Here is a 10,732-nt window from a genome sequence, read left to right on the forward strand (position 1 = left end):
CAGATTGCGGCCCTCACAGGACTCAGCACCGATGAAGGAGCATGCATGAGCAGCACATCAGATGTGGACCGGGCGGCGATTCCCGCTCAGCGGGGAGGCGCGCCGCGCTTCCATTACCCCTTGCCGATGCCGGAGATTTCCCACATCCCTACGGGCGTCGCGGCCCAGGTCACCGCGTGGAAGGAGTCGTACGGGTTCCGCGAACAGAGTCCGGCGTCGCACTCTCCCGGCACGATCCTGGCCTGGTGCCTTGGAAGGTTCTCCACCCCGGAGACCAGCGAGGCAGTGCTTCGCGGTATCGGCTGCGTGATGGAGTGGGCGCTCGTGATCGACGACGATGTGCTCGATCACCCCCAAGCCCGCAGCCAGCCCAGCGAACTCATCCGTCAGATGTGCCAGATCCTCCGTGTTCTGGAGTCTCCGGGATTCCGCGTGACGGAGCAGGACAGCTCCTACGTCGCGGCGGCTCACGACGCGATGGAACAACTGCGGGCAGTGTGCACGCCGACGCAGATGAACCGCCTGGCCACCGGGTTCAGGCGCGGGCTCACCAGTGGCGTGCACAAGCTGCACTTCGACGTGCCCAGCGAAGACGAATACATCGCCATGCGTTTTCTGGACTTCGGCGGCCCCCTCTACGCAGTCCTCATCGACATGTGCGGCCCCTCGCCCGTTCCCGACGGAGAATGGCACACACCCGCAGTCCAGGCCATCATCGAATGCTCATCCTTGATTTGCGCCCTGGAGAACGATGTCTTCTCGTTCCACAAGGAGAGAGCGGAAGGTCAGCCCTCCACCAATTTCCTGGAGGTCCTGAGGGCAACCCGGGGACTCTCCTTCGACCAAGCCGTCGCCACGGCCATCGAGACCCGCGACCGCCTGATGCTTCTCTTCCTCCGCCTGCGTGAGCGCCTGATGGCCTCCGCCGAGCCGCCACTGCGCAACCTCGTCGGGCAACTTGGCACCTTCGTCATCGCCAACACCGAAGTCACCCTGTGCGCGTCGCGCTACAACCCGTCACCCGAACAACGCATGGCCCTGGAAGACGTCATCAAGACACCCGCCTGCTGGGCACCCTCACTGTCGACCACCGACACCAGCCCCCTGCCCTACCCGAGCATCTCCTGGTGGTGGGACCACTGCTGAAGAACCGCTGACCCAGTCGGCCATGACGTTCGAGCATCAAGCCACGAACTCCGAAAGGGCCGTGCCTGGGGCTGAGCAGGCGCACAGGAACAAGCCCGTCCGGCACTTCCGGGCGGGCTCGTGCATTGATCGCCCTCGGGTACGCCGCTCCATTTCGGGCCCAGCGCGTCGAACACCCTCACCTTGAAGGCCGATTGACACAACGACGTAATCCTCGCCGACCTGCATCAACGAGGTGATGTCGCCTGCTGTCGGGCCCTGGGCGAACATCAGGACCACGATCGCTCGCCGCAACCGCACCGGTCCCTCGACGTGCGACTGATCCGCTGAAGCTTGCGGCCCTCTTCCATGCTGACCGCCGGACAAACACCCTCGGTCGACGCCCCACACCCACCTCCAAGTCCTGGAGACAGCCTGCTGAGGCCAGGCTGCACGTCGATTACCCGGCCAGCGATGCGAGACAAGCCACTAGCCCCGACCACCACGACGTACGCCGCCGAGCCCGGCGACACCGTCGTACTGCCCGTCCGCGAGCCACTCCAGGCCCTTCCCCCTCCAGGACGAGGATCGCACTCTGGCCCATGACGCTGCCGTGCCGGGTCAGCTCTTGACGAACCGCCCGACGAACGCGAGCGCCTTGTCGGCGATCTCACGCCAGCCGCTGTCTATGGTCAGGGCGTGCCCCCGGCCGGGGATCTTCTCGATCTCGGTCAGGCCCTGGTTGTCTTGCTGCTGCTTGTAGGAGGCGTTGACGATCGCCCACGGGACGGTGTTGTCCCGCTCGCCGGAGATGAAGAGCAGCGGTCCGCGGTCGGGGTTGTTGATGTCGACCTTGGCCTCGGTCCAGGGATTGAGGTTGGTCGCGGCCGCCTGGAAGAGCGGCTTGCCCGGGGTCGGCACGGCGTAGGTGTCGTAGAGCTGTTTGGCCTCGTCCTCGGTGACGGCGTTGGCGAAGGCGTAGCGGAACTGTTCGTAGGTCAGCGGCACCGCGCGGTTGCGGTTTGGCCGGGTTGCCGAGCACCGGGAAGCTCGACTTGAGGGTCGAGATCGGCAAGGGCAGCACCCCGCGGAAGGGGGCCGGGTCGATCGCCACAGACACCGCGGCCAGGCCCCGCCCCGCCAGGATCTGGGTCAATAGCCCGCCAGTGGAGTGGCCGATGATCGCCGGCTTGTGGTTCAGCCCGCGGATGATGGTTTCGAAGTGGTCGGCGATCTGGCCGATCGACTTGCCGGCGAACACGTCCGGGTGTTCGGCGGCCTCCTCGACCGTCTCGGGGTCGTCCGGCCGGCCGGGGGTCAGGGCTACACAGCCGTTGTCCTCGAACAGCTGCGCCCAGCGATCCCAGCTGCTGGGCAGCAGCCACAGACCGTGGACGAAGGCCACCGGCTGGCGGCCGGTCTGGTTCGCGTGCTGGCACTGCTCCAGCTCGTGTTCGGTGATCGTCTTGCTGTCGGGCGGGGCACTTGACCGTTCTTCTGGTTGAGCCGCTTCGTCGGCGGGTGCCTCAGCCTGTTCCAAGCACGGCGCGCAGGAAAGCGGTGGCCTGGCCGATGGCGGCTCGCGTGGCTCGGGTCTCGCTGAGTGCATTGAGCAGCATGAAGTCGTGGATAGTGCCGTCGTAACGCACGGCTGTCACGGGGACGCCCGCTGAGCGGAGCTTGGCGGCGTAGGCTTCGCCCTCGTCGCGCAGCACATCGGCCTCGTCCACGCACACGTAGGCGGGCGGCAGCCCAGTCACCTGCTCGGTGCTGGCCTGATTCGGCGATGCCGTGATCTCGGCGCGCTGTGCCGGATCGGTGGTATAGGCGTCCCAGAACCACTCCATCGCCCTGCGGGTGAGGTAGTAGCCGGTGGCGAACTGCTCGTATGACGCGGTGTTCATCGCCGCGTCGGTGACTGGGTAGTACATCGACTGCTGGACGAAGGTGACGTCGCCGCGTTCCTTGGCCATCAGCGCCAGCGCAGCCGCCATATTGCCGCCCACCGATTCGCCGGCCACCGCCATGCGGTTGGCGTCCCAAGCCCCTGGATGCCCCCTCTTGGGTGATCCACTGAGCGGTGGCGTAGCCCTGTTCGATCGCGGTCGGGTAGTGGGCCTCCGGCGCGTTCGGGTACTCCACGAACGCGAGCGCCGCGCCGGCGCCGACAGCGAGTTCGCGCACGAGCCGGTCGTGGGTCTCGGCGTTTCCTAGGATCCAGCCTCCACCGTGCATGTACACAATGACCGGCAGCATGCCGGTAGCGCCCTGCGGCCGGATGATGCGTACCCGGACGTCCCCCGCTTGGGAGGGGACCGTGATCCACTCTTCGTCAACCGGGAGCTTGCTGACCGGGGCAGACTGCGCGTCTGTGAGGATCTGCCGGGCATCGGCTGGCGCCATCTCGTACAAGAACGGCGGTCTCGAGAACGCCTCAGCAACGTCCTGTGCCGCAGGCTCAAGGACGACCGGGCTGGCAGCAGGCATGACAGTACTCCCCATGCGAATGCTCAAACATGGAATTAGCCAGAGCGCGCAGCGTCGTCGACGCCAGCTCCTCACGCACCGGATCTTCCCGTTGAACAGGCCATCGCGACCTGGTGGCTGCCCGCCGTTGCGGCACGCCTCCACGTTCGGCACACTATCTATCTAACACCCGCAAATGGGGCAGTTCCAATCCAGGATGATCGTGTAGTCAGTTGCGCGGCCCGCGTAATGCCCCACAGCGGTGGCCCTGTCGCAGGCTTGCTCGACTTTCGCACTGCTGGGTGTGAGTCCGGGTGGTCTGGGAGGTGCAGGAGGTGCGGTTGCGATGGCGCATGCCGCCCGGATACGCGCCCCATGCGGCGACTACTCCCTATTTGACATGGTTCGGACCGGCGGCGTGGCATGGTGGTAGGTGGGGGTGAGAGTTGGGAGGTTCGGCGTGGCATCCGGTTCGACATGGCCTTTCGTAGCGCGGCAACTGCCGCTCAGGCTCACCGTCGGTGCGTTCTTCCTCAACTCCGGACTGTCGAAAGGCGACGCGGACCAGGCCACCGCTCAGCGACTCCTCCAGTTCGCGAGCGGCACCTACCCCTTCCTGGGGAAGCTCGACGCCCAGAAATTCACCCGCCTGCTCTCTACCGGGGAAACGGCCGTTGCCACCGCCCTGCTCCTGCCGGTCATCCCTGCCACTGTCGCCGGGGCTGCGCTCACCGCGTTCTCCTGCGGCAGTCTCGCGCTTTACCTGCGTACGCCGGGCATGCGTCAGGAAGGCAGTCTGCGCCCCACTGAGCAGGGAACCGCACTCGCCAAGGACGTCTGGTTGCTGGGCGTCGGCATTTCCCTCATCGCCGAGGGCATGACCGGACACCGGGGGCGCGTGACCACTACCCTCAGCCCTTGGCGCCGCATGCTGCGACGCTGACCAGGCCACCTGCCCAGGGTGAGCTCGCCCGGCTCACCGGGACGATGCAGCGATGCGTGCGATCGCGCCGAGCGGCTGCGCAAGGAACTCGCCGAGATCGATGCCGAGGTGGCCCGGCTGGAGGCCGCAGAGGTGATGATCGGGCAGTTCATCGAGGCCGAACGCGTGGGTGAGGCCGACGACCCGGCCATGGCCACCGAGTTGGAGCGGGTCACGACCGCTCCGGGTGCGGGCGGGATGCTGCTGGTCCCGCACCGCGAGCTGGGCATGGCCGAGAGCGTACTGCCCGCCGACTGTCAGGCGATCATGAAGATCGTGTCCGCAGCTTCGGATCCAGTCCCGGCCAGGGACATCAGCGTCCAACTCGGCAAGGGCACCGCTCCTGGGCAGGTGGAGCCGGTGCGCGACAAGCTGAGGCGGCCCGCGCTCCGCGCCTGGACCGCGCCCTGAAGGCAATCACCCGGAAGGGTGGTGTCGTTGTGCTGCTCGACGGCACCCTCGTGCGCACCCGCCGACGCACCGGGGACGAGCACCGGCCGAACTATTCGGGCAAACACAAAGCCCACGGCCTGTTGTTCCTCGTTTTGACCGACGAGCGCGGCAACCTGATGTGGATCTCGGCGGCGAAGCCGCGACGCTCCAGCGAGATCACCACCGCCCGCCACAACAAGATCACCACTCGCCTGCGGGAAGCCGGCCTCGGCGCCCTGGCCGACCTCGGCTTCATCGGCCTGGACGACGACCCCGACGACCCAGTGATCATCACCGGCCGACGGGCTGCCTTCGGCCATCCACTCACCGCCGCTCAGAAGCAGGCGAACCGGCTGATCAGCCGCGAGCGCGCGGCGAACGAGCACGGCTTCGCCGACCTGAAGAACTGGCAGATCCTCACCAAAGCCCCCATGAAAGCCCGCACGCCCTCACACTCCTGCGCGCCCTGCTCGTGCTGACGAACGCGGAAGTCAGCCGCTGACGGACGATCACCTGCCGACGATCACGTCCCTGACCGGCACGAGCAGCCCATCCACAACCCACGCCAGCCCCGCGACCTGCAACTTCAGGTTGAAAAACCCTCAGTGACGAATGCTCCCGCGTGACCTGATGCCCTGGGGCGCGGCGCACCGCTGGTTCACCAAGTGGCGCCGGAAGGACATCCGGGACCACATCCACGATGAACTAGGCCGCCGGCTCGGGATCGAGGTCGGACGCGACCCTGAGTCGTCGGCGTCGGCCGCCGTGATCGACGCCCAGTCGATCACGACCAGCGAGGGCGGCGAGGCGCGGACGCAGTTGGTCCACCATCGTGTCCCGGTTCGATAGCCGTGCTCGAGATGCTGCTTTGGCGCTGGTGCGTTGTGATGGTTCCGCTCCCGGGGCGGGGCCCGGGCCGCACTGGGCGCCATGGGCGTGAGCGTGCCGGTGTCATGTTCGCTCACCCTTGACGCCGCCGCTGTGCATAGCCGACTCCTCAGGGCTCTGGGCGAACTCGCTGGTCTGGGCGCTGACTTCGCCGGCTGACTGTTCTGATGGGTGTGCCGCAGCTCACCGCGTCCAGGCAGCGGGCCGGGAACACCGTGGGGCGGTTGACGGTTCATCTTTATGTGGCTGCGGAGGGGACAGTGTCCCCGGGCCTCACCAATAGCCCATGGGGACGATCGTCCGGCTGAAGCCCCATGGAGCCTTCCGCCGCGAGGCGACCGCCCTCCGCACGCCACCGTTCACGGCCCCGGCTGGTCTCCCCCGTCCAGCCGGGGCTTTGCCCGCCGACCGGCACGCATCCGTCGGCATCCCGGCGTCGGGGCTTTGCTCTGCAACCGCTTCTTCAGCCGAGGTGAAGGACGGTCAGGGCAGTGGTCCAGTCGGTGACGATGGCCTGCTGCGCGGCGGCGAGCGACACCTGTCCCTTGCAGACCGCGGTGTGCAGTTTCGTCTCCACCGGGTCCTTCTTGTTGTTCACCCCGGCGCCCTTCTTGTGGCCCGGGTCGGCCGGCTCCACCCATAGGTTGCGCGGGTCGTTGGGGTCGCCGCCGAGCTGGAGGCTGATCAGGTGGTCGTACTCTGCATCCGCCATGCTGCCGATGTAGCCGTAGGAGGCCGCGTTGAGCTTCTTCTCCTTGCCGGTCACGTACGCAGAGGGGCGTACGTCGGAGGTGTAGCCGCCCTTGCGGCAGATCGTCGACTTCAGGTTCGCCTGCGTCACCGCCGGGGAGATCGCGCCCGGCGTGCACGCCGGGTCCTCGAGGGGCTCGCCGTGCTCGTAGCGGTAGTGGCACGAGCCGACGGTCGGCTGCTGCCGCACCGTGTAGTGCTTTTGCGGCCCCTCCCCCACCGCGATCGGTCCCGACTCGTTCGGCACCGCCGTGTCCGACGCTCCCGCCGCCGGGCTCCGGCTTTCGGACGACGTCGACGTGCCGAGAGAGACGGATCTACAGCCTGCCAGCAGCAGGCAGGCGAGTATCACGGTGGAAGCGGCGCGGCTGGTGGAACGCATGATGACCCCTCACGTCAGGCGACGGCTGAGCAGATGCTGCCCTACCGGACCGGTGCGACATCGAGCGGGGTGCCGAGTGAGCGCGGCACGCACCGCGCCCTGGTGGTGGTCTGTCCCAGGCGCACGCGACCGGGCTGCGGCAGGAGAGGGAAATCCGTGCGTGGATGCAAGCCGACGCCGCCGTCCGACGCCTGGGGATCCCGACAGCGCACCGCCGCGATCCAAGCCGCCCAGCGGGAGAAGGCCTCGCAGGAGGCGTCCCGTGCCTCCCATGTCCGGCACGACTCGTTGAGATTCCAGTTCTCGCAGCTGAACCGCTACCACGGACGGGGCCTGCTGTAGCCGAACCCGTCGGATCCGCAACAAGGTCGAAGCGTGCCGGGGAGTTCGTCGTGAGCGACGTCACGGCCGAGTGCGACGGGCCGCTCCCGGCCGACGCCTCAGTGCCGGAAGACCACGGTCGCCACAGGGACGGCCAGCAGCAGGCTGAGCCCGATGAGGGCGAAGCGGTCCAGCCACAGAACGGCGGCAAACTCGCGCAGGGTCGCGGAGAGCCAGTAGGTGGGGGAGGTCGGCGCGCCCACGACGCGGACGGTGATGCCGACGCGGCGGGCCAGCAGCATTGTGCGGTAGACGTGGAAGCCGCTGGTGACCACCGCGGCACGGTGACCGGGGGCGGTGCGGCCCATGAGGGCTGCGCTGAAGCGGAGGTTCTGCCCGGTGTTGACGGAGCGGTCCTCCTGCACGATCCGGTCGGCAGCCACTCCGCGTCCGCGCAGATAGTCGGCCATGGCCTCCGCCTCGGAGCAGACCTCGTCGTCGCCCTGGCCGCCCGAGACGACGAACATCACGCGCCGCGCGCCCGGTGCCTCGGCGGCGTCGATCGCGAGGGCGCGCTCCAGCCTGCGGGTCAGCAGCGGGCCGGGCCGGTTGCCGTCGAGCCCGGCCCCCAGGACGACGACGTGGCTGGTCCCCGGGAGCGGGGCGCAGCGGCCCAGGACGAACACGTAGCCCGTGAAGGCGAGGAAGAGCACGCTCAGGTATCCCGCGGCCGCGTCCACCGCGACCACGAGGCCCCGGAACACCTCCCCACCGACCGCACGGTAGACCGCGTCGAGGGCGAGGACCGCCAGCAGCGCGCAGCCGACGGCACCGGTGGCCAGCAGGGCTGCCTGCGGTCCGTACCGCCGGACCAGGAGGATGCCGTCGGCCAGCAGCAGGAGACCCAGCGAAAGCGCCACGAGCAGGGCGGCGACAGCGATCACGTTGATGGTGGTGTCGTGGACTCCCGCGCGCCGGGCCGACACCCCGAGTCCGGCGGAGGTCACTGCGAGGGAGAACAAGACGGCGGTGGAGAACCGGTGCGGCGCCAACAAGGCGTTCACGACACCGCCCGCGGCAAACACCGCCGCGGCAAGATACTCCGGATACTCCGGCATGTTCCGCACCGCTCCCCTCTCCCACCGGCCGGGCCGCTGCCCGGACCCGTCCGTCTCTCGCGGCCGCCTGCGCACTCCCGGACCCGTCCGTATCTCGCGGCCACCTGCGCACTCCCGGACCTGCGCCGCGCGGCGGGCCCGGTGCGGCCGGCCGCCGGACAGTGCGGCCTTCCTACCGCAACCGCGGCACCCCGCGGCCAGGAGAAGCACTTCTCCGGCAGGTGAACCCACTGCGTGCCGGTCTGGAACTCATAGGCGGTTGATCACCTCACGATGGTCTCACCAGCGGCCACCCCGCTTCGACGTGCGGTCCGGGAGTAACGGCTCGATCCGCGCCCACTGCGCATGGGCCAACAGCAAGTGCTTCGTCGCCTCGGGTGGTCTCGCCTGGTGGCGGGCATCTGACTGGGCATGGGGCTGGGGGAAGTGGAACGGCCCCGGGGTGAGTTATCGCAGTTCATCAGCACGCCATCGCCACATCATCCCGAATCACGCAACACAGACACCGTCCGGTCTGCCACCGATCAAGCCCTCGAAACGGCCCACGAACCACCGACATAGGTTCGGCACGCACACACCGCCCGCGAACTATGTTGCCCCACCACATGTGCCCCTGACCTGCACCTTCCTACGGTGTCCGGACACCCACCCGTCCCCACCGCACACGAGGAAGTGGCGCACATGGCATCGGCAACAACCGCTCCCCCCACCCCCCGCCAACCTCAAACGCATCGTCGCCACCAGCCTCATCGGCACCACCATCGAGTGATAGCCCGACGATGGTCATGTCCTCGGTGACGTCAGCGAAGCCGGTGGGCCGGACGTCGCGACCCGGACCAGGTGCGGCAGAACGCGGACGCACTGGCAACACTCGTCGTCGACACGTTTCTGCGCGGGATGGGACCCCACGGCTGAACCGCCCCGGCCGGCCGCCCCCGACTCATCTTGCCCTCGGACACCGACCGTACGATCGTGGACAGTGCCCGGCACACGGCAGAAGGCCAGGTGCGCCATGCCTCGCACCTCTACGTGCTGGTCAGCGGCTGCGCCTGGCGGGCTCTGCCACCGTGCTTCGGTATAACTACGACGAATACGGCAACCCGGAGGAGATGCCACCGCAGCCCGCTACGGCTGGCTCGGCGGCAAGCAGCGCTCCAGCGAAACGGCTACCGGCGCCACCCTCATGGGCGTCCGCCTCTACGACCCCACCACTGGGCGCTTCTTGTCCACCGACCCCATCCCCGGCGGCAACGCCAACGCCTACGAATACGTCAACGGCGACCCGCTGAACCGCTATGACCTCGACGGCAAGTAGGGTTTCCGCAAGTGGGCCAGGGGCTTCTGGAGAAGGAACAGCGGCGCTATCGTCGGCCTCGCGTTCGCAGCCGGCTGCTCAGCGCTCACAGCCGGCTGGGGGACCGTTGCCTGCTCCGTCGCCGGTGGTGCCATCGGCAACATGGTGTCGTACCGCTACTCCACGCCTCGACGGAAGCGGCACTGGGGCGGCTACTACGCCACCGCGTGGCGGGGGGCAGTCTGGGGAGGCCTCGGTCACGGGGCCGGCCGATACGGACACTACTTCGGTCGACCAGCCTCTCGCTGGAGCCGCTACGGGTTGGAGCACCGTCAGACGTGCCTACCGGCATGGATTCCGGCGTGGCTGGCACCTCTACAGCAGATGGAACCGGTGGTGATCGTGGGAGCTTCTCCTCGTCGTGACGCGGCGAACCGCTGGTCCGCACGCCACCCCATCCTGATGGGTTTGCTGGCCGGCACGGCCGTGACGCTCGCGTTCGTGGTCCTGCAAGGCGGGCTGAGCGCAGGCGAGATGCTGATCTCGTTCATCCCCTTCTCCACCCTTGCCGCGCTCACAGCGCTCACTGAGCGGCGCCGGAGGAGGAAGCACAACCTGCCGATCTGACAAACAGCGGAAGGATGCGGGGGCGAGCTTCGGCCCCCCGCATCGTCTGTTACACCGTGCCAAGGCCCTCGTCGACGGCATTCGCACCCCCATGACGTTGCGGTCAGCAACGGAGCGAGACCTCCGTGCCTGCGCCATCTCATGCCTGAGCAGCAGAAACCGCACATGGGGTTCGGAAAGAGAACGACCTCTCAGCTTGTTCTTTATGGTCTGACCTGGTCACGTTCGGCGATGCTCTCGGGTCGCTTGACCGTTTTACCCACGTCGTAGCGGTTGGCGGGTCGTCGGTTTTTCGAGCCGAGCGGCCGCCCCGGGCCCGGTCGTGTGGGTTTGGGTGCACGGGCGGG

The 10,732-nt window shown here is 67.9% G+C and carries 11 protein-coding genes and 3 pseudogenes; 9 read left to right on the forward strand and 5 right to left on the reverse strand.

Annotated elements, in window-relative coordinates:
• Positions 1–45 precede the first annotated feature (45 nt).
• The gene (locus tag IG99_RS37605; protein ID WP_158973318.1) at positions 46–1,146 is read left to right on the forward strand and encodes a terpene synthase family protein; all 1,101 of its coding nucleotides are present in this window, start codon (positions 46–48) and stop codon (positions 1,144–1,146) included.
• Positions 1,147–1,795: 649 nt separating this feature from the next.
• Here IG99_RS37605 and IG99_RS52165 read toward each other — a convergent pair.
• Complete coding sequence (locus tag IG99_RS52165) at positions 1,796–2,734, reverse strand: esterase/lipase family protein (RefSeq protein WP_394298066.1); 939 nt, start codon at positions 2,732–2,734, stop codon at positions 1,796–1,798.
• Positions 2,652–3,612 (reverse strand): annotated as a pseudogene (locus IG99_RS37615) (alpha/beta hydrolase). The gene IG99_RS52165 and the pseudogene IG99_RS37615 overlap by 83 nt, the downstream one beginning before the upstream one ends.
• Positions 3,613–4,051: 439 nt before the next feature.
• On the opposite strand from IG99_RS37615, the gene IG99_RS37620 reads away from it, so the two are divergent.
• The 4 genes from IG99_RS37620 (at position 4,052) to IG99_RS37635 (ending at position 5,854) form a co-directional block, all read left to right on the forward strand.
• Complete coding sequence (locus IG99_RS37620; protein WP_037682374.1) at positions 4,052–4,534, forward strand: hypothetical protein; 483 nt, start codon at positions 4,052–4,054, stop codon at positions 4,532–4,534.
• Between the two features lie 18 nt (positions 4,535–4,552).
• A complete protein-coding gene (locus IG99_RS49210) occupies positions 4,553–4,984 on the forward strand; it encodes a hypothetical protein (RefSeq protein WP_158973319.1) in 432 nt (143 codons plus the stop codon).
• Positions 4,985–5,013: 29 nt separating this feature from the next.
• The gene (locus IG99_RS37630; RefSeq protein ID WP_051866383.1) at positions 5,014–5,484 is read left to right on the forward strand and encodes a transposase family protein; all 471 of its coding nucleotides are present in this window, start codon (positions 5,014–5,016) and stop codon (positions 5,482–5,484) included.
• 133 nt (positions 5,485–5,617) lie between these two features.
• Positions 5,618–5,854 carry a hypothetical protein gene (locus tag IG99_RS37635; protein WP_037682378.1) on the forward strand — a complete coding sequence of 79 codons (237 nt, stop codon included), beginning with the start codon at positions 5,618–5,620 and terminating at the stop codon, positions 5,852–5,854.
• Between the two features lie 502 nt (positions 5,855–6,356).
• Here IG99_RS37635 and IG99_RS37640 read toward each other — a convergent pair.
• Positions 6,357–7,025 (reverse strand): hypothetical protein, encoded by a 669-nt coding sequence (locus IG99_RS37640; RefSeq protein WP_037682380.1) that lies wholly within the window; start codon positions 7,023–7,025, stop codon positions 6,357–6,359.
• 156 nt (positions 7,026–7,181) lie between these two features.
• Here IG99_RS37640 and IG99_RS37645 point away from each other — a divergent pair, with 156 nt between their 5' ends.
• On the forward strand, positions 7,182–7,367 hold the full coding sequence (locus tag IG99_RS37645) for a hypothetical protein (protein WP_037682382.1): 186 nt from the start codon (positions 7,182–7,184) through the stop codon (positions 7,365–7,367).
• A gap of 98 nt (positions 7,368–7,465) precedes the next feature.
• Here the strand turns inward: IG99_RS37645 and IG99_RS37650 are convergent, their stop codons facing one another.
• Positions 7,466–8,464, reverse strand: a complete 999-nt coding sequence (locus tag IG99_RS37650) for a YdcF family protein (protein WP_051866385.1) — start codon at positions 8,462–8,464, stop codon at positions 7,466–7,468.
• A 1,014-nt stretch (positions 8,465–9,478) separates the two neighbouring features.
• On the opposite strand from IG99_RS37650, the pseudogene IG99_RS50880 reads away from it, so the two are divergent.
• The 3 genes and pseudogenes from IG99_RS50880 to IG99_RS49220 form a co-directional block, all read left to right on the forward strand.
• Positions 9,479–9,571: pseudogene (locus IG99_RS50880) on the forward strand (IS5/IS1182 family transposase); the annotation flags it as partial.
• 76 nt (positions 9,572–9,647) lie between these two features.
• Entirely contained in the window at positions 9,648–9,779 is a 132-nt protein-coding gene (locus IG99_RS50885; protein WP_078948150.1) for an RHS repeat-associated core domain-containing protein, read from the forward strand.
• 363 nt (positions 9,780–10,142) lie between these two features.
• Positions 10,143–10,385 (forward strand): hypothetical protein, encoded by a 243-nt coding sequence (locus IG99_RS49220; protein ID WP_158973320.1) that lies wholly within the window; start codon positions 10,143–10,145, stop codon positions 10,383–10,385.
• A 203-nt stretch (positions 10,386–10,588) separates the two neighbouring features.
• Here IG99_RS49220 and IG99_RS50890 read toward each other — a convergent pair.
• A pseudogene (locus IG99_RS50890) lies at positions 10,589–10,732 on the reverse strand (NF041680 family putative transposase); the annotation flags it as partial.

Source organism: Streptomyces griseus subsp. griseus (assembly GCF_000720255.1).
Classification (GTDB): Bacteria; Actinomycetota; Actinomycetes; order Streptomycetales; family Streptomycetaceae; genus Streptomyces; species Streptomyces griseus_I.

Excerpts from the sequence above, each read along its gene's own strand:
- IG99_RS37640 (WP_037682380.1), bottom strand. The coding sequence starts at position 7,025 with ATGCGTTCCACCAGCCGCGCCGCTTCCACCGTGATACTCGCCTGCCTG.
- IG99_RS37635 (WP_037682378.1), top strand. The coding sequence starts at position 5,618 with ATGCTCCCGCGTGACCTGATGCCCTGGGGCGCGGCGCACCGCTGGTTC.
- IG99_RS52165 (WP_394298066.1), bottom strand. The coding sequence starts at position 2,734 with ATGCACTCAGCGAGACCCGAGCCACGCGAGCCGCCATCGGCCAGGCCA.
- IG99_RS37650 (WP_051866385.1), bottom strand. The coding sequence starts at position 8,464 with ATGCCGGAGTATCCGGAGTATCTTGCCGCGGCGGTGTTTGCCGCGGGC.
- IG99_RS37605 (WP_158973318.1), top strand. The coding sequence starts at position 46 with ATGAGCAGCACATCAGATGTGGACCGGGCGGCGATTCCCGCTCAGCGG.
- IG99_RS50885 (WP_078948150.1), top strand. The coding sequence starts at position 9,648 with ATGGGCGTCCGCCTCTACGACCCCACCACTGGGCGCTTCTTGTCCACC.
- IG99_RS49220 (WP_158973320.1), top strand. The coding sequence starts at position 10,143 with ATGGAACCGGTGGTGATCGTGGGAGCTTCTCCTCGTCGTGACGCGGCG.